This window comes from Lonepinella sp. BR2474 (assembly GCF_051851555.1).
Taxonomy (GTDB): Bacteria; Pseudomonadota; Gammaproteobacteria; order Enterobacterales; family Pasteurellaceae; genus Lonepinella.
Genome location: NZ_JBPDVH010000001.1, coordinates 345,676 through 371,450 on the forward strand (window position 1 = coordinate 345,676; position 25,775 = coordinate 371,450).

Genomic DNA, 25,775 nt, shown 5'->3' on the forward strand with positions numbered 1-25,775 from the left:
AATTTTCCTTAAATCTCAACATTCTTGGAAAAATTTCTGCAAAACGATCACGAATTAAGGTATATTTCACCCTATTATTCTTCTACCAAATTAAAGATATTATTGTGACGGATGTAATTTCTCCTATAACGGAATCATTGAGCCCGTTTTTAACCTTTCAGCGTGAACAATGGGCCGAGCTACGAAAAGCGGTGCCTTTAAAATTGACCGAACAAGATTTAAAACCCTTATTAGCGTTTAATGAAGAACTGTCTTTAGACGAGGTCAGCACGATTTATTTGCCTTTGGTGCGTCTGCTAAACTATTACATTGAAGAAAATATCCATCGCCAAACCGTATTAAACCGTTTTCTCGGCGTACAAGCGCCCAACGTACCTTACATTATCAGTATTGCGGGGAGCGTTGCGGGAGGAAAAAGCACTTCAGCCCGAATTATTCAATCCTTACTCAGCCACTGGCCAGATGAACGCAAAGTCGATCTTATCACCACGGATGGCTTTTTATACCCCCTTAATATCCTAAAAGAAAAGCATATTTTAGATAAAAAAGGCTTTCCGATTTCCTACGACACCCCAAAACTCCTCCAATTTCTGGCGGATCTAAAATCTGGCAAACACAATATCACTGTCCCGATTTATTCACATATCACTTACGACATCATTCCCGATCAGTTCATGACCATTGATCAACCCGATATTCTGATTTTAGAGGGACTTAACGTCTTGCAAATCAGCACCAAAGCGGAAACCTTTGTGTCCGACTTCGTGGATTTTTCTATTTATGTAGATGCAGAAGAAGAACGCCTCAAAGAATGGTATATCCATCGTTTCCTCAAACTCCGTCAAAGTGCGTTTAATAATCCAGATTCCTATTTTAAACATTACGCTAACTTGTCCGAACAAGAGGCAATTCAAACGGCGAGTAACATTTGGGATAATATTAATGGATTAAATTTAAGAGAAAATATATTACCCACAAGAGAACGTGCCAATCTGATCCTAAAAAAAGGGGCAGATCATGCGGTGGAATTGGTGAAATTAAGAAAATAACGAAAAAAAGCACCGCACTTTTCCATTGATAAAAATAGCCAAAGGTTTATATCCTTTGGCTATCTCTTATATATTCAAACAAGCCACAAAATGCTCTTTTTCCCTTTTCAACGTAGGCGTAACTTTCGCACAATTCTCCGTCACTTTCGGGCAACGAGTACGGAACACGCAGCCTGATGGCGGATTAATCGGCGACGGCAAATCCCCCTCCAACAGCTGAATGGTTTTATTGCGTTCCAACTTCGGATCAGGAATCGGCACTGCGGACATTAAGGCTTGCGTATAAGGATGTTGGGTATGATTAAACACCTGTTCATCGGTACCTAATTCCACGGCATTGCCTAAATACATCACCAATACACGATCGGAAATATGTTTTACAATGGATAAATCATGAGCAATAAAGATCAGGCTTAATCCCATTTCTTTCTGTAATGATTTCAATAAGTTGACCACTTGAGCCTGAATCGACACATCTAACGCCGAAACGGGTTCATCACAAATAATAATTTTCGGTTCAATAATTAATGCTCGAGCAATACCGATACGTTGACATTGACCACCTGAAAATTCGTGCGGATAACGGTTGATCACGTTTGGCAGCAAACCGACTTTAATCATCATGTCTTGCACTTTTTGCTTCACTTCCGCTTTAGATAAATGCGGTTGATAAATCTCCAATGGCTCGGCAATAATTTCACCGATATTCATCCGTGGATTAAGTGAAGCCAACGGATCTTGAAAGATCATTTGAATATCTTTACGGGTGTCTTTCCACTCTTTTTGTGATTGGTGAGCAAGGTTTTTACCTAACCATAAAATTTCCCCTGCCGATGCTTTGACTAAACCGATAATCGCACGTGCAAGGGTGGATTTGCCACAACCTGATTCGCCTACCACACCCAAGGTTTCGCCTTGATAAAGTTGGAACGACACATTGTTTACTGCTTTCAGGGTTAACGGTTTGGCAAAAAACAGCGATTTTTTATTTTTAATTTTGAAATTCACCGAAAGGTGATTTACTTCAAGAATAGGTTGTTTTTCAGTCATACTGCAAACTCCTTGGCATCAATCCAACAGTTGCGTAAGCGGTTATCCGTCCATTGACTTAATTTCGGAGCGGTCAAACATTGTTCGCTAACATATTGGCAACGTGGCGAAAACGGACAGCCTTGTGGTAAACGCAGCAAATTCGGCGGATTGCCAGCAATGGTTTTTAACTCGTGAGATTGGCTATCCAAACGGGGAATCGCTTCCATTAAGCCCATAGAGTAAGGGTGTGTTGGCTGATAAAAAATCTGCTCCGCACTGCCATATTCCATAGTTCGTCCAGCATACATTACTAGCACTTTATCACAAATCCCAGCCACTACGCCGAGATCGTGGGTAATCATAATAATCGCCGTGTTAAATTCTCGTTTTAATTCATTTAGCAAAGTCATAATTTGGGCTTGCACCGTCACATCTAACGCCGTAGTCGGCTCATCAGCAATCAATAATTTCGGACGGCATAGCAACGCCATGGCAATCATCACCCTTTGCCGCATACCGCCTGAAAATTCGTGCGGATACATCGCCATACGTTTTTTCGCTTCGGGCATTTTCACCGCGTCCAACATACGGATCGACTCAGAAAGTGCGGTGGATTTATCCATATTTTTATGAATCATCAGCACTTCCATTAACTGCTCGCCCACTTTCATATAAGGATTGAGCGAGGTCATGGGATCTTGGAAAATCATCGCAATATCTCTGGCACGAATTTTATTTAATTGGCGTTCCGTCAAATTAAGCAATTCCTGACCGTTAAATTTAGCCGATCCAGTGGTTTTACCATTGGAAGCCAATAGCCCCATTAAGGCAAAGGCAGTTTGTGATTTACCCGAACCCGATTCGCCCACAATACCTAAGGTTTCGCCTTGTTCAAGAGTAAAATTCAGTTCATTCACCGCCGTGACGACACCGTCTGGCGTGGAAAATTTTACCGATAAATTTTGTACATCAAGCAAATTATTCATCGTTTATCTCTCCTTTGGATCCAAGGCATCACGCAATCCATCACCGATAAAGTTAAAACAAAATAGCGTTAAACATAAAAAACAAGCAGGGAAAATCAATAGCCAAGGAGAACTTTCCATCTGTGCCGCACCATCGTTTAATAACGCCCCCCAACTGCTCATCGGCTCTTGTGTGCCTAGCCCTAAGAAACTTAAAAAAGATTCGAATAAAATCAATGACGGCACTTCTAAAGAGGCATACACTACCACAATCCCCAATAAATTCGGGATAATATGACGGAAAATAATTTTTCGCCGTGACACACCACACACCATTGCTGCCTCAATAAATTCCTTATTTTTCAAACTTAGGGTTTGACCACGCACAATACGAGCGAGGTTAAGCCAAGAAATCATCCCGATCGCCACAAAAATTAATAGAATGTTTTGTCCAAAGAACGTCACCAATAGAATCACAAAGAACATAAACGGAAACGAACTGAGTACCTCTAAGGCACGCATCATCAACATATCCACGGTTTTGCCGAAAAAGCCAGAAATCGCTCCGTAAACGGTACCGATCAACACGGCAATTAATGCACCTAAAATACCCACCATTAGCGAAATACGTCCGCCCATAGCTATCCGCACTAACAAATCACGTCCTGAACCGTCCGTACCTAAATAATGGCCCGATTCAAAATCAGGGGCAGCACTCATCATATTCCAATCGGTGTCTTCAAAGCTGAACGGCATTAACATGGGGGCAAAGGTAATAAACAGCACGATTAATACCAACATAAATAAGCTGAACATTGCAGCTTTATTGGCGGTAAAACGGCGTTTGGCATCTTGCCATAGACTACGACTTTCCATGGGCAAGGCATTTGACTGCTCCAACAATTTTTGGGCTAATTCTTTATTTTGTTGCATTTTTAACATATCCGTACCCCTACGCTCGCAATTTTGGATCAATCACCGCATATAAAATATCTACCACGGCATTAAAGAAAATCGTAAGCGTCCCCACTAAAATGGTTAAACTTAGCACCAAAGAATAATCCCGATTTAACGCACCATTCACAAATAATTGCCCGATACCCGGTAAGCCAAATACTTGCTCAATCACCATAGAACCGGTGATAATTCCTACAAAGGCAGGGCCTAAATAAGTTACGACTGGAATAATCGCAGGGCGTAACGCATGTTTAAAAATAATCCGTCGCAATGGCAAACCTTTCGCTTTAGCAGTACGAATAAATGGAGAATGTAGCACTTCAATCATGGAGCCACGCATAATCCGTGCAATCCCTGCCACATAGCCAATGGTCAACGCCACCACAGGTAATGCCATATAATATAGCGTACCACCGTTCCAACCACCAGCAGGCAACCAACCTAAATAAATGGCAAAAACTAGCACTAACAACGGTGCAATCACAAAGCTCGGAATAATCACCCCTGTCATGGCAAAACTCATCACCAAATAATCCCACCGACTATTTTGATTTAATGCTGCCACAATGCCAGCCAATAAACCCAAGGTAACCGCAAACACAAAAGCCGTTAACCCGAGTTTAATAGAGACAGGAAAAGCGGACGCAATTAAGGCGTTAACAGTTTGATCTTTATATTTAAAAGATGGACCAAAATCTCCATGAGAAAGATTTTCCAAATACAAAAAATATTGCTTATGTAACGGCTCATTGAGATGATATTTGGCCTCAATATTCGCCATCACTTCCGGTGGATAGGCTTTTTCAGTGGTAAACGGATTACCCGGTGCAAGTCGCATCAGGAAAAAAGAGACCGTAATCAGAAGAAACAACGTCGGAATCGCCTCAAGCAGTCTTCTAATAATAAATTTAAACATAAGGACAGCCCACAAAGAATCATAAAATTAATAAAAAAAGCACCGCACATTTGCACATAGATTAAGTGCAACCCATAGCAAATTATCCAGTACATTCCCACTTTGGGAAAAAGGCACTCCCCTGAACAATTTCAGGGGAATGAGATTAGTGTTTAACAATATAAAGATTTCTTAACAATACTCTATCTTGTGGATCTTTACCCGAATAACCTTTAACAAAGGTTTTCACCAAACGTGGATTCACATAGTTATAAATCGGCACAATAGCGGCCTCTTCAGCTAAAATCGCTTCGGCTTTGGCATAGGCATCTGCACGCTGATTTTCATCTAATGCGGCTCGAGATTCCATCACTGCGGCATCATACTTCTCACTGCGATAAAATGCGGTATTATTACTCGAATTAGATAAGAAATAATTCACAAAGGTAGAGGCTTGATTATAATCACCATTCCAACCTGCACGAGCCACATCATAGGCTTTACTACGACGTGATGCAATATAGGTTTTCCATTCTTGGTTTTCTAATTTCACATCAACGAGCCCTTGCGTATTGGCTTTCCAAATAGATGCCGCTGCAATGGCGACTTTTTTATGGTTTTCATTGGTGTTATAAAGAATCGTAAATTTCAATGGATTGGATTTGCTAAAGCCAGCATCTTCTAACAATTTCACCGCCTCTGCATTACGTTCTGCCATTGGTTTAGTTGAATAGGCTGGCTGTTGGATTTTCTCACCCTCGCTAATATAAGTTGGTGTAAAGACATAAGTTGGAGTTTGCCCTTGCGCCATAACTTTGTCGGTAATAATATTACGATCTAACGCCAAATTGAGCGCTTTACGTACTCGCACATCATCAAACGGTGCTTTGCTATTATTCAACTCATAGCTGTATGTGGCTAAAGTTCGGGTGATAAATAACTCGTCTGGTAATTCTTTTTTCAATTTAGCGAATTGCTCGGTCGGCAAGGCATAGTTAGTTATTTGCAAATCCCCCGCACGATAACGTTGTACGTCCGTCGTCGGATTTTCAATGCTCAACAGCGTCGCTTTGTCGATCACGGTTTCTTTATCATTCCAATAATACGGGTTACGTGCAAACTCGATTTTTTCATTAATCACGTGATCTGTTAAAATATAAGCCCCATTCCCGACAATATTTTCTTCTTTCACCCAGTTATCACCAAATTTTTCAATCACTTTTTTAGGCACTGGCAACATGGATTGGTGAGACGTTAAACCAACTAAATAAGGCACGGCATTGTCCAAAGACACTTCAAAGGTCAAATCATCAATAGCTTTCACGCCCAACGTATCAGGAGATTTTTTGCCATCAATAATATCTTGTGCATTCGCTACCTGCATATAGGTTAAAAAACTGGCATAAGGCGAGGCGGTTTTTGGGGTGACTAAACGTTGCCAAGAGAACACAAAATCTTGTGCAGTAACAGGATCACCATTAGACCATTTTGCATCCTTACGCAAATGGAAAGTCCAAGTTTTATAATCATCGGAATGCTCCCAAGACTCTGCGACACCAGGGATCGTATTGCCCTCAGAATCAGCCGTCGTTAACCCCTCAAACAACTGTAGTGCAACGCCTGATTCTGGCGTCCCTTCCGTTAAGTGCGGATCAAAACTTTGCGGTTCTGAGCCATTGTTAATGGTAATTTCTTGTGCAGCGGCCAATTCCACACCCTCTGGCACTTTCGCTGCGTTGGCAGAAAATGCAAAAGCTAACGCCACAGCGCCAGCGAGTAAAGATGGTAATAATTTGTGTTGCATATAATCGACTCCTCGTTATTTTGTATTATGTTCTGTTCTTTTATGGCAGAAAAACAGGAGTTTGTAAAGGACTAGATTAAAATTAGGAAGGTAAATTGATGTTTTGTTGAAAATATCCCCTAATTTTATAGGGATTAATGATAACACAATAAAAAATAGGGGTTCTGACCAAATAAGCAAGTAGAGAAGAAACGGAAAAATAAGCGCAATTATCGGTCATCCACACCCTGTAATAAATAATTCCCCTCCAAGTCACACAGGCTACGGAAACCCACATTTATCGTTTGAAAGGTATTTTTACGGCTTAATTTGGTGTAGTCAAAATTCTCATGATGATGACCATGATACAGTTGTTTTACCCCCATTTTTTCCGCCAACTGATTTAACACACGAAAACCTAAGGGGTGAGGTTTCGGGGCCTCGTGGCAAATCAGAATATCCGCTTGCTGGGTTTCAAGGGTTTCAATATCAGAGGGGAAAATCGACACCCGATGACGCAGTGGAATACCGTTGCGCCATAACCCCTCAGGTGGACAATATTGACAATAATGAATGGGGTCGAAAAAAACCGGCTTACTCGGTGGCATCCAAATTTGCCCACGAAACACACCGCCCAAACCAGCAATCCGTTTGCCCTCAATTTCTACCACTCGACCATGTAAATTACGTTCTTTCCAATGGCTGCCCCAAATGGCATCAAAGGCCGCCACGATTTTGCTGTCGTGATTGCCGTGAATAAACCAAATATCGCAATATTTGGCTAAGTCATCTAAGGGTTGCGGACTGGTCAGTTGCAGATCGCCGAGGATAATTAAGCTAATATCCGAACGTGCCTGCACAAAAGGGTACAGGTGTTCATAACTACCATGGGGATCGCCAGCAAATAAAATCATTCTTCCTCTGTTTCCGTGAAAAGACTGTGGTCGTGGGTCAATTCTGTAATTTCTTCATCATTGAGGATTTTTTCCACAATGGCTTTGGCCTGATTATAACGTTCCAAATAACTCGGTGACTCAATTTCAATATAAGGCACTTTATATTTATCTAACAATTTTTTCAGTAATTGTTGGAAACGCTGACGGGCTTTATTTGAGCCCAAACTCCGCAAACCATCATCTACCCATTTTGTGTTGTTATTCAATAAGATTGTCACATCAAAAGGATATTCTTTAATCATGGAATCTAAAAACGGATGCGCTTTGCCCTCGTATTGAATACAAAACGCTTGCGTGGTAATAAAATCCGTATCAATAAAGGCCACTTTGTGCGCATGGCGCAAGGCATAATCAATATAACGTTGATGTCCGAGCGCCATTTGCGGATAATCGGAATATTGCATGGCTTGCTCATCACCACCGAGCTGTTCAAATACAAATTCCCGTCCATATTCCCATGCTGACGTGGTATTAAATACCGCTGCTAATTTATTCACCAACACGGTTTTACCGCTACTTTCCCCACCTAAAATGGCAATGGTTTTGGCAAAAAATGGCCGTACTTCTTTCGGAATAAATTTCCAATAATGGAACGGATTATTACGAATTTTAGTGGCAGACACATTAAAAAATTTACGGTCAGGATCCACTAACACCACATCCAAATTCAAGTATTTTTCATAAGGCGCTTTATCTTGGATCTCGCTGCTAAACACCACGGTCGGATTGACATTTTTTTCTTTAAACAAGGCTTTCACCGCACCCGACCAGCCCGCCCAGCCATTCGGATAACTTGGAATGCCATCTTCCAATAAATGGTGAATAAAAATCTGATCCTTATGATATTTAAAGATTTGTTGCATCCAACGCAAACGATCTTGCACCGTCGGCATGCGTTTCATTTTGCTGTCATAAAACAGTTTGAGATCCCGTTCCGTGTCGCTACATACAATCACGTGCAGTTCATCCACTTTACTAAAGGCCTCAAAAATCATATTAATGTGGCCCGTATGCACAGGGTAAAACTTCCCGAAAATCACACCTACTCGCTTAGGCTCAGGTGCATTGGCAATTTTTAAGGCTTTATGCAACGCCGCTAATTTTACCGCACTCGGATTTTTAATTTTGCCCGAGACCAACTGATTAAAATAAGCTCTGGAAATATTGGCTTTTTCACAAAGTTCATTGACTTGTAAATTCAACTGCTTACGTTTTTGTTGGAGATAGGAATAATCGTCACTCATTGGAAAATCCTTAAAAAATCACCGCACTTTTGTTATTCAAATCCACAAACTGCGGTGTTAATTTGTCTTGTTTTGTCTATTGTATGCAATATCGGGCAGGAATAAAAACCTTTTTTACAAATAGCAATCAAATTAAACTGGTGCTATACTTACCCCGCATTCTCAGGGCAGGGTGAAATTCCCTACTGGCGGTACAGCCCGCGAGCGTTCTTGTTTAACAAGAAGTCAGCAGATTTGGTGAAACTCCAAAGCCAACAGTATAGTCTGGATGAAAGAGAAATAGCGATAAACCACAGGCGAAGTTTCGCTTGTTTTTGTCATTTCTTACGCCCTGATTCTGGTAACTTATATTTGCATTTTTTAAGGAATTTACTATGAATCAGTCATTATTATCCCCTTTTGGCACCGCAGAACAACGTGTCATTAACGCCTTAAATGCCTTTAAACAAGGCAACGGCGTGTTAGTTTTAGACGATGAAGATCGTGAAAATGAGGGCGATTTAATTTTCCCAGCCGAAACCATCAACACGGAACAAATGGCGAAATTGATTCGCTACGGCAGCGGTATTGTATGTTTATGTATCACCGATGAACGCTGTCAGCAGTTGGATTTACCCCCAATGGTACAAGACAACACTAGCGTGAATAAAACTGCTTTTACAGTCACCATTGAGGCTGCGCAAGGCGTCTCCACGGGCGTATCTGCAGCTGATCGTGTTACCACCATTAAAGCCGCCGTGGCAGAGGGGGCCAAACCCGCAGATTTACACCGACCGGGCCATGTTTTCCCATTGCGTGCGGTAGACGGTGGCGTATTAAAACGTCGTGGCCATACCGAGGCGTCGGTGGATTTAGCGGTATTAGCGGGCTACAAACCGGCCGCCGTGATTTGTGAAATCACCAACGACGACGGCACCATGGCAAGAACCCCTGAAATCGTGGCATTCGCCCAGAAATTTGGCTACCCCGTGTTGACTATTGAAGATTTGGTGGCCTATCGATTAAAACAGGCTCAATAACAAAACGCCATGCAACGCTTTGCTTTCTTTAAGGAGGCAAAGCGTTTTTATATGCGCTTTATTCTGGTATCCCTCGCAAGGTAGGGACGGGTTGATAAGGCGCCATATTGGTCGGCGCAGGTAAATCACTAAACAATAAAATAAACGGTTTTGGTGGTACGACTTTCTCCTCACGCCACAAACTGCCCATACTGACTAATTGAATATCGTCGGGTAACTTCGCCAAACCGGCTTGTAAAACTGCAATGGTATTTTTACGTGGGTGACCAATCACAATAGCCGTGCCATGTTTACGTGCATAAGCGAGAGATTGTTGAAATTGACGTTGCACATCAGCAAGCACATCACTATCATCAAGAAATAAATGACGATCAAGAGCTTTCACGCCTTGTTGTTTAGCAACCTTGCTCGCCACACTACTGCCGATAGTTCGACTATCCAAAAAGAATAAATGCTGTTTTGCCAATTCTTGCATCAAAAAGGTCATCAAAGTAGGATCGGAAGTGGCGGCACTGCCCATATGATTATTCATGCCAATGGCATAAGACACCTTATTTTTCGCCTGTTGTACATGTTTTACGACTTCAGCTTGCGACATGCCTAACAGTAAACCGCCCTCTTCAATTTTTAAATTCGCTTTAGGTTGCATTGGCATATGGATTAACACATCTCGCCCTTGTGCATGGGCTTGTTGATTACGCTGACTGGCATAAGGTGCCACAGGAATAATCGCCACAGAAATTTGTGTTGGCATAGCAAAAACGGCGGCATCTTCTTTCTGGTGATAACCCACATCATCAATCACAATGGCCAATTTAGCTGGTTGTGCTTGGACAATACCGCCCAAAAGTGCGGTACTAAAAAGCAAAATTTTGTGTAATTCCATTTTGCGTAATCCCATCGTACGATTATCTCAACCAAGTTAACGGATTTTTTGGCACGCCTTTTTGGGTAATCCCAAAATACAGTCCCGAACTGGCTTGACCGCCACTGTTACCCACTTCGGCAATTTTTTGACCCGCATTAACCAATGTGCCGACTTTCACGAATATCGCTTGGTTAAATCCATACAACGATAAATAGCCTTTACCATGATCGACAATCACCACTTGACCATAGCCTCGTAACCAATCAGCTAAAATCACTCGTCCACCCGAAATCGCTTTCACTGGCGTCCCAGAACGAGCGGAAATCACAATCCCTTTCCATTTCGTTTCCCCCCCTTGGGTTTCGCCAAAACGATGTAACAATTTTCCCGAAACTGGATAGGCATATTTCCCACTTAAGCCTACGCCCGAGCGTAATAATTGTTGCTCTTGTGCCGTCGGCTGATAGGTTTTATTGGTGCGTTTTTCTTCGGCTTGTTTCTTCTGGGCATATTGCTCACGTTCGCGTTTTTCTTGCTCTGCAGCCGCTTTTTCGGCACGTTTAATCTCATTTTGCAAAGCCTGCTCATTGGCTTTCAAACTGTCCAACCGACTTTGTTCTTGCACAAGGGTTTTATTCAACTGATTTAATGTGCTTTGTCGCTCATTTTTGGCTTTTTGTAAGGCTTGTTGTTGCTTTTTCTGCTCAGAAAGCTGTGTTTTTTGTTCCTGCTGTTGACCAGACAAATAGGCTTTCTGTTCTTCCAATTGTTTTTGAGTGGATTTTAATTCGTCCAACAAAGCCAAACGTGATTGATTCATATGTTTCGCATAAACCATCATTCTGTCATTATTTTTTGCGTCATCAGACAATAAATGTTCTACCACTGAATTGGGATTACCCGAACGATAAATGGCATCTAATTGCTTGGCTAATTTGGCTTTTTGTGCTTTTTGTTGCTGTTCAAGGGATTTAATTTGACGATTAGTTTCCGCAATAATCTTCTGTGTTTCCTTTAAACTGGTTTCCGTTTCACGCAAAGTGCCGACCACATTATTAATCTTATTTTCTTGGCTTTTTAAGGCAGATTGCAGTTTATTTTGCTCCTGTTTGCGTTGTGCAATTTTTTGTTCTTGCTGTTTAATTTGGGTTTTAATTTGGGTTAAATCGGCGGCTTGAGTCGCAAGCGAAATCAATAGCCCCACACAAAAAAGTGCGGTTAATTTTGGCAATTTTTTAAAAAATGAACAAAGCAACATATTTTTTCCGATTTTTCTCTCATATCATCAAATTTCTGACTAAATATACCATTATTTTTGAGAAAGATCAGGAAACCATGGCTTTTCACTTTCAAAATTTGCAAATTTTTGCTATAAAGTGCGGTATTAATTTGATTTATTTTTCTTAACTAGGAGATCCCTATGCAATTAGTCTTTATTCGTCATGGTTTCAGTGAATGGAACGCAAAAAATTTATTTACCGGTTGGCGTGATGTGAACTTAACCGAACGTGGTATGGAAGAAGCCAAATCTGCAGGCCAAAAATTAAAAGCCGCAGGGTTTGAATTTGACATCGCATTCACGTCTGTATTAACTCGTGCCATCAAAACTTGTAACATCGTGTTAGAAGAAGCTGGTCAACTTTGGATTCCACAAGTGAAAAACTGGCGTTTAAACGAACGTCACTACGGTGAATTACAAGGTTTAGACAAAAAAGCCACCGCAGAAAAATACGGTGACGAACAAGTTCACATTTGGCGTCGTTCTTACGACACATTACCACCATTATTAGATCCAAAAGATCCAAATTCTGCGCATAACGACCGCCGTTATGCTCATTTACCAGCAGACGTGGTACCCGATGGCGAAAACTTAAAAGTGACCTTAGAACGTGTGCTTCCATTCTGGCATGATGAAATTGCCCCAGCGTTGATCTCTGGCAAACGTGTCTTAGTGACCGCTCACGGTAACTCATTACGTGCCTTAGCGAAACACATTGAAGGCATTTCTGATGCTGACATTATGGATTTAGAAATCCCAACCGGTCAGCCATTAGTGTATGAATTAGATGATAACTTGAAAGTGGTTAGCAAACGCTATCTTTAATGGTTAACTAAACGAAAGTGGCACAAGCAATTGTGCCATTTTTTATCATTATAGGCTCTGTTGTGAATAAAAAAACGTCTGTTTCTAGCTCCGTTTCCAATTATTTGTTGGCCGTGATAGGGTTCGTCAGCATTATTGCGGCTGTCGCCTTTGCCATTATGGACAGTAACCGCTCAGATGCCGAAGTTATTAATGTGGCCGGTTCTTTGCGTATGCAAAGCTACCGTATTTTGCACGAATTGCAATATGAACCTGAACAAGTCAAAAAACATTTAATCGAATATCGCAAGACGCTCCATGCGTCGTCATTACGCAAAATTGATCAACAATTTATTACCCCTGACAGTTTAAAATATCATTATGACGATCTGATTCGTCAATGGCAAAAATTGGAATATTACGCCTTACATCAAAATCAACTAGCCTATCGTCAAGAGCTCGTTCCCTATGTGGGAAAAGTGGATAATTTCGTATTCGCCTTGCAACAATTTGCTGAAAAGAAACTGATTTATACCACCGCTATTATCGTGATTTCGTTGCTCGCCATTGTCATTATGGTGGCTTATATTATCAGCTTTATGCGTACCAGAATTGTCACGCCACTACGTCAATTAACCGATGCCAGTGTACAAATTCAAATGCGACAATTTCAACATATTCCCTTAGACATTCATCGCAATGATGAACTAGGCAGCCTTGCACAAGCCTTTACCCAAATGTCATCGGAATTGAGCAAAGTCTATTCCAATTTAGAACAAACCCTTGACGAAAAAACGCAAAAGTTAAGCCAAACGAACCGCACTTTAGCCATGTTATACCATTGTTCACAAACCTTAACCTTGGCCAATATCGATCGAGAACATCTGCGTATTGTGTTACAAAATGTTCTCGCCACGGAACATTTACGAACGTTGGAATTAGAGATTATTGGGGCAGAACATTGGCATATTTTACTGGGTGAACCCTTACCACAATTAACTTGGCAAATGAGCGATATTGAAATTGAAGGGCAAAATTTGGGCGTATTACGTTGGCAAGCTGGCTTACCTTGCCCCGACCCACGCACGATGCAAAATATCGCCCAACTATTAGCTCGCACGCTTTATTTCAATCAAACCCAACGCCAACAACAGCAATTATTATTAATGGAAGAACGCTCCATTATTGCCCGAGAATTACACGACTCTTTAGCCCAAGTTTTGTCATTTTTGCAAATTCAGTTAACCTTATTAAAACATTCTTTAGCCAAAGATAGCGAGCAAGCCAAAGCAAAAAGCCAAGCAATTTTACAAGAATTTGAACAAGCACTCAGTGACGGCTGTTTACAATTACGTGAATTATTAGCCACATTCCGCTTGACAGTACAAGAAGCTAATTTAAAATTAGCCTTAGAACAGGTGATTGATAGCTTGCGTAACCAAACGGAAAGCCAACTCAGTGTGGCATGCAGTTTACCGTCACAAACCTTTACGCCACAGCAATTAATTCATGCCTTGCAAATTGTCCGTGAAGCCACATTAAATGCGGTTAAACACGCCAAAGCAAGCCATATTGAGATTATTGCACACACCAATAGCGACGGTGAACAAGAAATATTGGTACGAGATGACGGTATTGGCATTCCAAGCCTAGAAGAACCAGAGGGACATTACGGCTTACGCATTATGGAAGAACGCAGCCGACAGCTCAATGCCACCTTAACCATTACCAACCGAACCACAGGGGGAACGGAAGTCAAAATTCTGTTACCGAATATAATAAAAACAAATAGTTAACATGAAGATTAGAAAAGCTCAACCGAAAGATTTATCCGCCATTGTGGCCATTTATAACCAAGCGATACCCACTCGTCGGATTACCGCAGATCTTACCCCAGTCACCGAACAACAACGCCGTCCGTGGTTTGAAGAACATTTGAACAACAACACGCACCCTTTATGGGTTATGGTCGAAAATGACGCAAAAAGTGCGGTGCAAAATGAAACAATTTTGGGCTGGTGTAGTTTTTCCCCTTTTTACCGCCGTGCCGCTTTTGACCAAACCGCTGAACTCAGTCTTTACTTAGATCAAACCGCTCGTGGCAAAGGCTACGGCAGCCAAGCTCTACAATTTATGCAAAGCCAAATGGCAGCTTGTGGTATCAACACGTTAATGGCTTATGTGATTGAAGAAAACCATGTTAGCCGCCGTTTATTTGAGAAAAACCATTTTGCACAATGGGGACGTTATCCCAATATCGCCAATATGGGCGATAGCTTGCAGACGTTTTTGATGTATGGGTTTCAGCAGCTAAACCAAATATAACGTAATCTCCATTTCCGCAACATTTTTTTGCAAATTTTCTGGCAAAGCGTTATCGCAAATGATGCTATCAAATACCGTCAGTGGACAAATGAAAAACGTGGCAACTTTACCGCACTTAGACGAATCAGACACTAAAATACGTTGCTGACTTGAATTGATAATCGCTTTTTTGACAGGAATTTTGTTTTCATCGGGTGTACTTAACCCATTCATATTCCAAGAAGAAGTAGAAATAAACGCAATATCCAAAGAAATATGTTGCAGAAATTGAGCCGCTAACTCGCCGACGGATGAACGGTTAGCTTTATTCACTCTCCCGCCTGTATGAAAAATCTCACCTTTACCGTATTCCATGAGAAAGTTTGCAATCACAAAATCATTGGTGACAATTAATAAATCTTCACGTTCGGCGAGTCTTTTTGCAATTTCTAATGTGGTTGTGCCTGCGTCAAGATAAACCGTTGCTCCTGTTGGTATTAAAGTGGCAGCTTTTTCACCAATAGCATTTTTTTCTTTATTTGATAATAGTGATTTATCGTTATGAGTCGGTTCAATCGCCAATCGTGCGAGAGTTTGTACACCACCTGATACGGAAATAACTTTGCCTTCATCTTCAAGTTTTTGAATATCACGCCGTACCGTCATATGAGATACACCCAACGCTCCCACTAATGAACTAATACTCACAATATCTTGTTGATGAATAAGATCAAGTAATTTTCGTTGTCTTTCTGCTGGAATCATGATTACACCTATGTCCTATATGACGATTAGGTCTATTATAAACCTTTCATTTTTGAGATGACAACAAATTAAATTAACATTTTTTATCACAAATTAACAATAAAAGTTAAAATTTGTGATCTTGATCACGGTTTTTATTTTTTCTTTAAGGCATAATGCACATCAGTCAAAACAAATTAATTATTTTTAACGAGGAGATGTTTATTATGGCTAATCAAGCTTATTCAGTAGCAGTAGTTGGTTTAGGTTCTATGGGGATGGGAGCCGCATTGTCTTGTATCAATGCTGGATTAAATACTTACGGTATTGATCTTAACCCCGCTGCATTAGAAAAATTGAAAGCGGCTGGAGCAAAAGCAGTTGCGACTAATGGTAATGATTTCGCACAAGATTTAAATGCGGTTGTTGTGTTAGTTGTAAATGCAGCTCAAGCCAATGCGGTATTATTTGGTGAAAATGGCTTAGCTGCAAAATTAAAAGCAGGTACAGCAGTTATGATATCTTCCACGATGGCTGCAGCAGATGCTCAAGCGATTTCACAAAAATTAACAGAGTTTGGATTAGTGATGTTAGATGCCCCTGTTTCTGGCGGTGCAGCTAAAGCGGCAGCAGGTGAAATGACCATTATGGCATCAGGTTCTGAAGAAGCCTTTGCCAAATTACAACCCGTATTGGATGCCACCGCAGGTAAAGTATATAAAATTGGGGAGGAAATTGGTTTAGGCGCAACAGTGAAGATTGTTCATCAACTATTAGCTGGCGTACATATTGCCGCAGGGGCAGAAGCCATGGCCTTAGCATCTAAAGCAGGGATTCCACTTGATGTGATGTATGACGTGGTAACCAACGCAGCGGGTAATTCTTGGATGTTTGAGAACCGTATGAAACATGTGGTGGATGGCGATTATACACCGCTTTCAATGGTAGATATTTTTGTAAAAGATCTCGGTCTAGTCAATGATACTGCAAAATCTTTGCATTTTCCTCTACACCTTGCTAGCACTGCCTATTCTATGTTTACCGAAGCAAGCAATGCAGGCTTTGGCAAAGAAGATGACAGTGCTGTAATCAAAATTTTCAGTGGTATTAATCTTCCGAAAAAAGGAGCGTAATGATGTTAGGAGTTATTGCAGACGATTTCACTGGAGCCAGTGATATTGCTAGTTTCCTTGTTGAAAATGGCTTGAAAACAGTACAAATGAATGGCGTACCCAAATCGCCTTTAAATGGTCAAGTAGATGCGATAGTGATTAGTTTAAAATCCCGTTCTAATCCCGTAGAACAAGCGATTAAACAATCTTTACAAGCCCTCCATTGGTTACAAGAGAACGGTTGTAGTCAATTTTATTTTAAATATTGCTCTACCTTTGATAGTACGGCAAAAGGCAATATTGGTCCGGTAACAGATGCATTATTGGCAGAATTAAAAGATGATTTCACAGTAATCACACCGGCTTTACCTGTAAATGGCCGTACCATTTTTAATGGTTATTTATTTGTAGGTGAGCAACTATTAAGCGAATCAGGCATGAGAAATCACCCAATTACACCAATGACCGATGCTAATTTAGTGCGATTAATGGATGCTCAAGCACAAGGTAAAACAGGCTTGGTAGCCTATGCAGATGTGATTAAAGGAGCAGATAATGTGAAAGCACGCTTTGCTCAATTAAAAGCGGATGGTTATCGTTATGCTGTGGTGGATGCTGTAGATAATAGTCAGTTAGCCATACTTGCTGAGGCGGTTGCAGATTTTAAATTAGTCACAGGTGGTTCAGGTTTAGGGGCATATATAGCAGAACGCCTTAGTGGGGGTAAAAAAGGTACCGATGCTTTTGTACCAAACAAAGGTAAAACCGTGGTGTTATCAGGTTCTTGTTCAATGATGACAAATACTCAAGTGAATACTTATAAAACGAAAGCACCGCATTACTACCTTGATATCGAGAAAGCTATCAACAATACGAACTATGTAGATGAACTTTATCAATGGGTAATTAACAACCTAGAGGGTGAATTAGCACCGATGGTTTACGCTACGGTTGCAGCAAATCAGCTTAAACAAATTCAAACTCAATTTGGAGGTGACAAAGCCAGTCATGCGATTGAAAACGTTTTTGCCCAACTTGCAGAAAAACTCAAAGCCTATGGTGTGACAAATTTCATTACTGCAGGTGGTGAAACCTCAAGTATTGTGGTGCAACAATTAGGTTTTGCTGGATTCCATATTGGCAAACAAATTGCCCCTGGTGTGCCGTGGTTAAAAGCCGTAGAAGAACCCATTTATCTTGCCTTAAAATCAGGTAATTTCGGTAAAGAAGACTTCTTTGAATATGCTCAAGGGATGTTCCTATGACGGAATTAGACCAAAAAAAACAAATGGTTGAGCTAGCTCGCTCGTTTTACCAACGAGGTTATAGTGTAGGCGGTGCAGGGAATCTATCGGTACGGTTAGATGAAAATCGCATTTTAGTGACCCCAACAGGATCATCGTTAGGACGTTTAGATGCTGAACGCTTGTCTGTGGTGGATATGCAAGGCAATTGGATTTCAGGAGATAAACCGTCTAAGGAATATGTATTCCATTTAGCGTTATATCAACAAAATCCAAAATGTAATGCGATTGTACATTTACATTCGACCTATTTAACCGCTCTTTCTTGCCTTGATGGGTTGGATAAAGACAATGCGATTAAAGCCTTTACACCATACTATGTGATGCGAGTAGGTAAGTTACAGGTGATTCCTTATTATCGCCCAGGCTCACCTGAAATTGCCCGAGAGCTAAGAGAACGAGCATTAACGGCGAAAGCCTTTTTATTAGCCAACCACGGCATTGTCGTGACAGGTTCGGATTTAATTGATGCAGCCGACAATGCAGATGAATTAGAAGAAACAGCAAAATTACATTTTATTTTGCAAGGACAAAAAATCCGTTATCTCACCGATGACGAAGTAAAAGATTTAGAAAATAGAGGGAAATAATTATGCCTAAATTTGCAGCCAACTTAACCATGATGTTTAATGAAGTACCATTTTTAGATCGCTTTGAAGCGGCCGCTAAAGCTGGTTTTAAATTTGTAGAATATCTTTGGCCTTATGATTATCCTGCCCAAGAGCTCAAAGCCAAATTAGATCAATACGGATTAAAACAAGTGTTGTTTAATACCAGTGCTGGTGATGTATCTAAAGGAGAATGGGGACTAGCTGCTATTCCAGGGCGTGAAGTAGATGCTCGACGTGATATTGATCAAGCTTTGGAATATGCGTTAGCGTTAGAGTGTCCAACCGTGCATGTCATGGCGGCGGTAGTTCCTGAAGGGGTAGATCGAAGTGCCTACCAAGCTACCTTTGTAGAAAATATCCGTTACGCTTCTGAAAAATTTAAACCGCATGGCATTAATATCTGTCTTGAGGCCTTAAGTCCAGAAGTTAAACCGAACTATTTACTCAAAAGCCAGTTTGACACTTTAGCCATAGTGGAAAAAGTAAACAGAGAAAATGTGTTTGTACAACTAGATTATTTCCACGCTCAAAATGTGGATGGTAATTTAGCTCGCCTAACAGATAAACTTAACGGTAAATTCTCACATGTGCAAATTGCATCTGTACCAGATCGTCATGAACCTGATGAAGGAGAAATCAATTATCAATATATTTTCGACAAACTCGATGAAATTGGCTATGACAGCTATGTGGGCTGTGAATATAAACCACGAGGTGAAACTGTGGCTGGATTGGGTTGGTTTGAGAAATATAAAAACTAATCAAAATTACACCGCACTTTTATGAAAACCTAATCATTTGAAACAATAGAATGATTAGGTTGAAATAAAAGTAAGGGGTTTAAAAATATAATATATCTTTTATTAAGGAATAGTTTATGTCTAATGAAATGCTTATTTTAATTGGTATTGCTAGTGTACTTGCGTTGTTATTTATTATGATTAAAGGCAAGGTTCATCCCTTTCTGGCATTAGGTATCGTGAGTATTGCGGTGGCGTTAAGCACAGGCATCCCGATGGCTGATGTGATCCCTACCTTAGTAAAAGGAATGGGCGGCACACTAGGTAGTGTAGCATTGATTGTTGGTCTAGGAGCAATGCTAGGCAAAATTATCGAAAAATCCAACGGAGCTGATGTCTTAGCTGGTTGGCTATTAGCTAAATTTGGTGAAAAAAATGCCCCCTTTGCTTTAGGTGCCACAGGTTTTATTTTTGGTATCCCTGTGTTTGTGGATGTAGGTTTCCTTGTTTTATTACCGATAATTTTTAGTGTTGCACGCCGAATCGGTGGCAATATGTTGACCTATGCTTTGCCGATTGGACTCTCCATGTTAATGGTGCATGTTGTGTTACCCCCACATCCAGGGATTGTGGCAGGTTCTCAATTATTAAATGCAGATATTGGCTTAGTATTAGGTGTCGGTTTAGCCGTTGCTTTACCTACATTTTTAGTCGGTCAAGTGTTTATTCCATTTTTCACCAAACGTCATTTTGTTGAAATTCCAACATCTACTGATTTGGTGCAATACCAAAAACAATTATCTCAAAATGAAAGTGGCTTACCAAAATTTTCAACAGTTTTATCTATGATTGCCTTTCCTTTAGTATTAATTATGCTAGGAACAATCACGGCGACAACCTTACCAAAAGAAAATATGATTCGCCAAATTTTCAGTATGATCGGGAGTTCACCTTTCGCATTATTGTTAGCAGTATGCCTTTCTTCCTATGTATTAGGTTTACGCCGTGGTTGGAATAAAGAAAAAGTAGAAGAAATTTTAAATTCTGCTCTCGCACCAATCGCAGGCATTATTCTAATTACAGGGGCTGGCGGTATGTTTGGTAAAGTATTAGATGCAAGTGGCGTAGGTAAAGCACTTTCCGATGTATTATCTAGCACTGGGTTACATGTTCTCGCTCTTGGTTTTATTTTATCTGCTCTATTACGTGCAGCTCAAGGCTCTGCCACGGTTGCAACAATTACGACCACGACGATCCTTGCTCCAATGATTACATCCGCAGGTTATGACGGTATTCATATTGCCTTAATTACTTCCGCCGTTGGTGCAGGCTCAATGACCTTATCTCACGTCAATGACAGCCTATTCTGGGTATGGACAAAATTCTTTGGTATTTCAGTTTCCCAAGGCTTAAAAACATGGAGCATACTCACCACTATTTATGGCTGTATTGCTTTTGGGCTAGTAAGTTTGATTTGGGTGGTTATTTAATAATATGTTAAGTGAGCTATCTGATTAGAGTAGCTCACCTTTTTCTTTTCTATATTAGGAGTAATTTATGTTAAAAAATAGCAAATTTCTTTTTCCTTTATTACTTTTATCCACAAGCATTTACGCCTCCCCCGATCAACCACAACCACCTAGTAAATCAATACAGACTTTACTACTTGCTGAGATCACCGCTCAAGGGCAGAAAGTAAATGGGGTAGCGTTAGAATATGAAGATAATATTTTATCGGGCAATGACTTACGCAAAACCTATCAAATTTACACCGCAGTTGATAGCCAAGAAAAACAAGCTCGCACCATTTTACGGGCTTATGTGAATGATCGTCCTGAACTCACTGCTCACCCCCAAGCAGGGAAGTTTGTAGTCATTGAGCTAGATGAGCAAGACCGCAATGCGGATCTTTATACGCTCAAAACAGAAAATGATAAGCCGATGTCGTTTCGGGCGAAAGATGACAGTGGCAAGATTGTACTGGTTGAGAAAAAACAAGCGACCAAAGTGCCTGAATATTATGGCGACCGCCTGACCTATTATATTGAGCAAACGGGTTTCCTAAAATTAACCAATGGCAAGACCCTTGAGCATACTCAAATCCAACAAACTGCGGTGAAAAGTCGGGTTAAAACGCCGTTCCTTGATCAGTTTGTGGCAAAACAGGTGACGGAGGAAAATCCTGATAATCAATTGGCTTATCAATTGTATGTACCTGAAATGGAAGCCAATAAAAAATATCCGTTGACGATTTTCTTACATGGTTCAGGGCAAGTGGGAACGGATAATCTCGCTCATTTACTTTCCAGCCGTGGGGCAATTGCCACCCTACCTTACGAACAAGGTTTTGTTCTCGCTCCCCAATATAGCACGGTGTTTGATCCCTTTGATGATGTCAACAAAGGGCAAAAAGGCGGTATTCACTGGCAAACGGACAACCGCATCAATTTGTTATTAAACATGATTGATGACACCGTGAAAAATAACCCCACCATTGATCCAAATCGCATTTACTGCACGGGGCTTTCTCGTGGTGCGGAAGGTTGTTTAAATCTGTTGTTAAAAAGACCGCATTTTTTTGCAGGAGCGTTGTTAGCCAGCGGTCGTGAAGCCTACACAATTGAATGGATGGACGGCAATGCCAGCAAAGAAAATTTGGCAGCCATTAAGGATGTGCCAATGTGGTTTTTCCATAGTAAAGAAGACAAAATTTCCCCCGTGCAAGGATCTCGAGTTAACTATCAATTGTTAACCGAACTTGGTGCGAAACACACCAACTATACCGAATTTACCACCGAACAAGTGGGCGATAACGGTATTTTAAACAACAATCCACACAATACTTGGGATGCGGTATTTAGCAGCCCTGAAGTGATTCGTTGGTTGTTAAGTCAATATAAAACACCTTAATACAGGAGTTTGTTATGCAAATTATTATTACGGGTGGACAAGGTTTTTTAGGGCAACGGCTTGCCAAAACCCTTTTAAATCAGTCCCAACTGAATATCTCAGAATTAGTGTTAATTGATGTGATTCAACCCACTGCACCCAACAATGATTCAAGGGTGCGTTGTTTAGAAATGGATTTACGCCATCCTATTGGGCTGGAAAAAATCATCACACCACAAACCACGGCTATTTTTCATTTAGCCGCCATTGTGAGTAGCCATGCGGAACAAGATCCTGACTTAGGTTATGAAATCAATTTCTTAGCCACAAGAAACCTGCTTGAAGTCTGTCGGCAAAATAATCCGAAAGTGCGGTTTATTTTCTCCAGTTCTTTGGCGGTGTTTGGTGGAACGTTACCCGAAATTATTTCCGATGGTACGGCAGTTACACCACAATCTACCTATGGCACACAAAAAGCCATGTGCGAGTTGCTGATTAATGATTACAGTCGAAAAGGTTTTGTGGATGGTATTGTGGTACGTTTACCCACTATTTGTATTCGCCCAGGGAAACCAAATAAAGCGGCATCGTCTTTTGTGAGCAGCATTATGCGTGAACCTTTGCACGGCGAAAATGCCATTTGCCCAGTATCCGAAGATCTGCGTTTATGGCTTTCCAGCCCAAATACCGTGATTAACAATTTTATTCACGCTCTCCAACTTCCGCCATTACCGCCTCGAGATTGGCATGTGATTAATTTACCTGGTTTTAGTGTCTGCGTAAAACAAATGTTGGCAGATTTAGCGGAAGTGAAAGGACGTCAAATCTTGCAACATATCCAGTTTGCATTTGATGAAAATATCAACAATATTGTGGCAAGTTGGCCTGCGGAAATCAACAATACCACTGCATTAAAACTGGGTTTTAAAGTGGATACTGATTTTAAAAATGTTATTCAACAATTTATTCGTGACGACATGTAGGAGTTAGCTATGTTTGGATTACCTATTCCCATTATTGGATTAATTATTGCGGTTTTTGTATTAGTTATTTTGGTGTTAAGAACCCGAGTGCATGCCTTTATTGCCATGTTGATTGCCTCCGCCATTGCTGGTTTAGTCGGTGGCATGTCCGTCAACCAAACCCTTGGGGCAATTTCCACAGGCTTTGGTGGCACATTAGGTGGTATCGGGATTGTGATTGGTCTGGGTGTCATGATGGGGAGCATTTTGGAAGTGTCAGGTGCTGCCGAGAAAATGGCATATAGCTTTATTAAATTTTTAGGCAAGAAAAAAGAAGAATGGGCGTTAGCCATTACGGGTTACATTGTCAGTATTCCGATTTTCGTGGATAGTGCCTTTGTGATTCTTTACCCCGTGGCTAAAGCCTTGGCGAAAAACGGCAAACGTTCCCTATTAACCTTAGGCGTAGCATTAGCAGGTGGCTTGGTCGTGACACATCATACCGTGCCACCCACACCTGGCCCGTTAGGTGTAGCAGGGATTTTTGGCGTAGATATTGGCACCATGTTATTAGCGGGTGTGGTGTTAGCCATTTTACCTGTAGTGGGGATTGTATTTTATGCCAAATGGTTAGATAAAAAATACCCCACCTTTAACCAAGAAGTCTTCACCCAAGAAGAGCTTAAACAAAAATACGATGATTACATTGCCAGCCGTGAGCAAAAACAGCTACCAAGTTTAACGTTATCTTTAATGCCGATTGTGCTACCCATTGGATTAATTTTCATTAAAGCCATGTTTGATTTGGTGGTGAAAAGCAACGCAGAGCTTGGTGAAACGGCGATTTATCAATGTATTGCTTTTATTGGACACCCAATGATTGCCTTGGCGATTAGTGTGTTAGTTTCAGTTTATACGTTGTTACCAAAAACAGACAAAGAAACCACCGCAGTTTACCTTGAAGAAGGGGTAAAAACCGCAGGGATTATCTTGCTTGTGACGGGAGCAGGCGGTGCATTAGGGGCAGTATTGCGTGACAGTGGTGCTGGCAAACAATTAGCAGAACAAATTGCCACCTTGCCAATTTCACCAATTTTAATTCCTTTTATTGTGTCAACCTTAGTTCGCTTTATTCAAGGCTCAGGCACGGTGGCGATGATTACCGCCGCCTCCATTTCTGCCCCCATTTTGGCACAAATCCCAGGGGTGAATATGTTGCTTGCGGCTCAAGCTGCCACTATGGGTTCACTGTTCTTCGGTTATTTTAACGACAGTTTATTCTGGGTGGTGAATCGCATGATGGGGATTAGCGATGTGAAAAAACAAATGATCGTTTGGTCTATTCCTACCACGATAGCTTGGGCAATTGGTGGCAGTTTAGTGATTATTGCCAATCTGATTTGGGGTAATGACGGATCGGTCTTTGATCTGATTTTCCCGATTGCGGTGTTGCTCGCTATCTTGTTTTATGTCAATCGACAAAATAAAACCCTTTAATTGATAGGAGAAAAATGATGTTTATGTATCTCTCTCACCCCTTAGATCCCAAAGATTTAGCTTGGCCTGGTGAACCTACTGTAGAAGTGAATCGTTGTACTGATGTAAGCGAAGATTGCCCGTTTAGTAGTTTTCTTACCAAGTTACCCAACCATTGTGGTACACACATGGATGCACCCCGTCATTTTGTTAAAAATGGGTTGAGTATCAATGAATTGCCATTGGAGTATTTCTGCCACAAAAACGTGGCATTACTGGAAATTCCCAAAGGTGAAGCAGAAGGCATTACCAAAGAAGATCTTGAACCCTATGCAGAGATTCTCTCTCAAGTGTCCTTTGCCTTTCTCCGCACAGGGTTTGAACAATATCGGGAAAGTAATCCGCTCATTTATCAACATGAATGTCCGTATATTTCAACAGGTGCGGGGCAATATCTGTCTGATAATTTTAGCAATTTAAAAGGGGTAGGCATTGATTTTCTTGCCTTAGGGTCGCCGTCAAAACGTGTACCTGATGCGGAAAATCCGAAAAATTGCCATCGTGCGATTTTAGGCTATTACACTGGGCGTTTCACCACAGTCATCGAAGATATGCACTTGGCTGAACTGCCTAAAAATGCCAACATCAAGCAATTTTTCAATGCTCCTTGGCGAATTGCAGGGTTAGATTCAAGTCAAGTGACTTGTATTGTGGAACTTGAATAGTCTGTATTTTAGTGGGGGAAATAGCGTAATTTTTCCTCACTAAATTTAAGGATACTT

At 41.0% G+C, this 25,775-nt stretch carries 24 protein-coding genes and 1 riboswitch; of the genes, 14 read left to right on the forward strand and 10 right to left on the reverse strand.

Going from position 1 to position 25,775, the window contains the following annotated elements; translation table 11 throughout:
* Positions 1-104 precede the first annotated feature (104 nt).
* A complete protein-coding gene (coaA, locus tag ACTG7Q_RS01750; RefSeq protein ID WP_439240206.1) occupies positions 105-1,049 on the forward strand; it encodes a type I pantothenate kinase in 945 nt (314 codons plus the stop codon).
* A 66-nt stretch (positions 1,050-1,115) separates the two neighbouring features.
* Here coaA and oppF read toward each other — a convergent pair whose 3' ends face one another.
* The 7 genes from oppF to nadR all read right to left on the reverse strand — a co-directional run bounded on the left by oppF (position 1,116) and on the right by nadR (position 8,881).
* Positions 1,116-2,099 carry a murein tripeptide/oligopeptide ABC transporter ATP binding protein OppF gene (oppF, locus tag ACTG7Q_RS01755; protein ID WP_439240208.1) on the reverse strand — a complete coding sequence of 328 codons (984 nt, stop codon included), beginning with the start codon at positions 2,097-2,099 and terminating at the stop codon, positions 1,116-1,118.
* Positions 2,096-3,067 carry an ABC transporter ATP-binding protein gene (locus ACTG7Q_RS01760; protein WP_439240210.1) on the reverse strand — a complete coding sequence of 324 codons (972 nt, stop codon included), beginning with the start codon at positions 3,065-3,067 and terminating at the stop codon, positions 2,096-2,098. The genes oppF and ACTG7Q_RS01760 overlap by 4 nt, the downstream gene beginning before the upstream one ends.
* A gap of 3 nt (positions 3,068-3,070) precedes the next feature.
* A complete protein-coding gene (gene oppC, locus ACTG7Q_RS01765) occupies positions 3,071-3,979 on the reverse strand; it encodes an oligopeptide ABC transporter permease OppC (protein WP_439240638.1) in 909 nt (302 codons plus the stop codon).
* 19 nt (positions 3,980-3,998) lie between these two features.
* Positions 3,999-4,919, reverse strand: a complete 921-nt coding sequence (gene oppB / locus ACTG7Q_RS01770; RefSeq protein ID WP_439240212.1) for an oligopeptide ABC transporter permease OppB — start codon at positions 4,917-4,919, stop codon at positions 3,999-4,001.
* A 145-nt stretch (positions 4,920-5,064) separates the two neighbouring features.
* On the reverse strand, positions 5,065-6,702 hold the full coding sequence (locus tag ACTG7Q_RS01775; RefSeq protein ID WP_439240214.1) for an ABC transporter substrate-binding protein: 1,638 nt from the start codon (positions 6,700-6,702) through the stop codon (positions 5,065-5,067).
* A 209-nt stretch (positions 6,703-6,911) separates the two neighbouring features.
* A complete protein-coding gene (locus ACTG7Q_RS01780; protein ID WP_439240216.1) occupies positions 6,912-7,595 on the reverse strand; it encodes a metallophosphoesterase family protein in 684 nt (227 codons plus the stop codon).
* The gene (gene nadR, locus ACTG7Q_RS01785) at positions 7,592-8,881 is read right to left on the reverse strand and encodes a multifunctional transcriptional regulator/nicotinamide-nucleotide adenylyltransferase/ribosylnicotinamide kinase NadR (protein ID WP_439240218.1); all 1,290 of its coding nucleotides are present in this window, start codon (positions 8,879-8,881) and stop codon (positions 7,592-7,594) included. The genes ACTG7Q_RS01780 and nadR overlap by 4 nt, the downstream gene beginning before the upstream one ends.
* A gap of 154 nt (positions 8,882-9,035) precedes the next feature.
* Positions 9,036-9,165: riboswitch (FMN riboswitch) on the forward strand.
* Positions 9,166-9,255: 90 nt separating this feature from the next.
* On the opposite strand from nadR, the gene ribB reads away from it, so the two are divergent.
* Complete coding sequence (gene ribB / locus ACTG7Q_RS01790; RefSeq protein WP_439240220.1) at positions 9,256-9,900, forward strand: 3,4-dihydroxy-2-butanone-4-phosphate synthase; 645 nt, start codon at positions 9,256-9,258, stop codon at positions 9,898-9,900.
* Positions 9,901-9,958: 58 nt separating this feature from the next.
* Here the strand turns inward: ribB and ACTG7Q_RS01795 are convergent, their stop codons facing one another.
* Positions 9,959-10,786 carry a divergent polysaccharide deacetylase family protein gene (locus ACTG7Q_RS01795; protein ID WP_439240222.1) on the reverse strand — a complete coding sequence of 276 codons (828 nt, stop codon included), beginning with the start codon at positions 10,784-10,786 and terminating at the stop codon, positions 9,959-9,961.
* Positions 10,787-10,808: 22 nt separating this feature from the next.
* Positions 10,809-12,026: a murein hydrolase activator EnvC gene (envC, locus tag ACTG7Q_RS01800; protein ID WP_439240224.1), complete on the reverse strand. Its 1,218-nt coding sequence runs from the start codon at positions 12,024-12,026 to the stop codon at positions 10,809-10,811.
* A gap of 162 nt (positions 12,027-12,188) precedes the next feature.
* Here envC and ACTG7Q_RS01805 point away from each other — a divergent pair, with 162 nt between their 5' ends.
* From ACTG7Q_RS01805 to ACTG7Q_RS01815, 3 genes are all read left to right on the forward strand, one after another.
* Positions 12,189-12,872 carry a 2,3-diphosphoglycerate-dependent phosphoglycerate mutase gene (locus ACTG7Q_RS01805; RefSeq protein ID WP_439240226.1) on the forward strand — a complete coding sequence of 228 codons (684 nt, stop codon included), beginning with the start codon at positions 12,189-12,191 and terminating at the stop codon, positions 12,870-12,872.
* A 62-nt stretch (positions 12,873-12,934) separates the two neighbouring features.
* Positions 12,935-14,647, forward strand: coding sequence for a nitrate/nitrite two-component system sensor histidine kinase NarQ (gene narQ / locus ACTG7Q_RS01810; protein WP_439240228.1), 1,713 nt, complete (start codon positions 12,935-12,937; stop codon positions 14,645-14,647).
* Between the two features lies 1 nt (position 14,648).
* Complete coding sequence (locus ACTG7Q_RS01815) at positions 14,649-15,176, forward strand: GNAT family N-acetyltransferase (protein ID WP_439240230.1); 528 nt, start codon at positions 14,649-14,651, stop codon at positions 15,174-15,176.
* Here the strand turns inward: ACTG7Q_RS01815 and ACTG7Q_RS01820 are convergent.
* Positions 15,162-15,920: a DeoR family transcriptional regulator gene (locus ACTG7Q_RS01820; RefSeq protein ID WP_439240232.1), complete on the reverse strand. Its 759-nt coding sequence runs from the start codon at positions 15,918-15,920 to the stop codon at positions 15,162-15,164. The two genes, ACTG7Q_RS01815 and ACTG7Q_RS01820, sit on opposite strands and share 15 nt — an antisense overlap.
* Before the next feature lie 206 nt (positions 15,921-16,126).
* Between ACTG7Q_RS01820 and ltnD the strand changes: the two genes are divergently transcribed.
* The 9 genes from ltnD (at position 16,127) to ACTG7Q_RS01865 (ending at position 25,718) form a co-directional block, all read left to right on the forward strand.
* Entirely contained in the window at positions 16,127-17,032 is a 906-nt protein-coding gene (ltnD, locus tag ACTG7Q_RS01825) for an L-threonate dehydrogenase (RefSeq protein WP_439240234.1), read from the forward strand.
* Positions 17,033-17,034: 2 nt separating this feature from the next.
* Positions 17,035-18,276 (forward strand): 3-oxo-tetronate kinase, encoded by a 1,242-nt coding sequence (gene otnK, locus ACTG7Q_RS01830; protein WP_439240640.1) that lies wholly within the window; start codon positions 17,035-17,037, stop codon positions 18,274-18,276.
* Positions 18,273-18,905 (forward strand): 3-oxo-tetronate 4-phosphate decarboxylase, encoded by a 633-nt coding sequence (gene otnC / locus ACTG7Q_RS01835; protein ID WP_439240236.1) that lies wholly within the window; start codon positions 18,273-18,275, stop codon positions 18,903-18,905. The genes otnK and otnC overlap by 4 nt, the downstream gene beginning before the upstream one ends.
* Positions 18,906-18,907: 2 nt before the next feature.
* Complete coding sequence (gene otnI, locus ACTG7Q_RS01840) at positions 18,908-19,687, forward strand: 2-oxo-tetronate isomerase (RefSeq protein WP_439240238.1); 780 nt, start codon at positions 18,908-18,910, stop codon at positions 19,685-19,687.
* A gap of 116 nt (positions 19,688-19,803) precedes the next feature.
* Positions 19,804-21,156 carry a GntT/GntP/DsdX family permease gene (locus ACTG7Q_RS01845; protein WP_439240240.1) on the forward strand — a complete coding sequence of 451 codons (1,353 nt, stop codon included), beginning with the start codon at positions 19,804-19,806 and terminating at the stop codon, positions 21,154-21,156.
* Positions 21,157-21,223: 67 nt separating this feature from the next.
* Positions 21,224-22,576, forward strand: a complete 1,353-nt coding sequence (locus tag ACTG7Q_RS01850) for an alpha/beta hydrolase-fold protein (protein ID WP_439240242.1) — start codon at positions 21,224-21,226, stop codon at positions 22,574-22,576.
* A gap of 14 nt (positions 22,577-22,590) precedes the next feature.
* The gene (gene denD, locus ACTG7Q_RS01855) at positions 22,591-23,538 is read left to right on the forward strand and encodes a D-erythronate dehydrogenase (RefSeq protein WP_439240244.1); all 948 of its coding nucleotides are present in this window, start codon (positions 22,591-22,593) and stop codon (positions 23,536-23,538) included.
* Positions 23,539-23,547: 9 nt separating this feature from the next.
* Entirely contained in the window at positions 23,548-25,014 is a 1,467-nt protein-coding gene (locus ACTG7Q_RS01860; protein WP_386691736.1) for a GntT/GntP/DsdX family permease, read from the forward strand.
* Between the two features lie 17 nt (positions 25,015-25,031).
* Positions 25,032-25,718, forward strand: coding sequence for a cyclase family protein (locus ACTG7Q_RS01865; RefSeq protein ID WP_439240642.1), 687 nt, complete (start codon positions 25,032-25,034; stop codon positions 25,716-25,718).
* Positions 25,719-25,775: the final 57 nt, after the last annotated feature.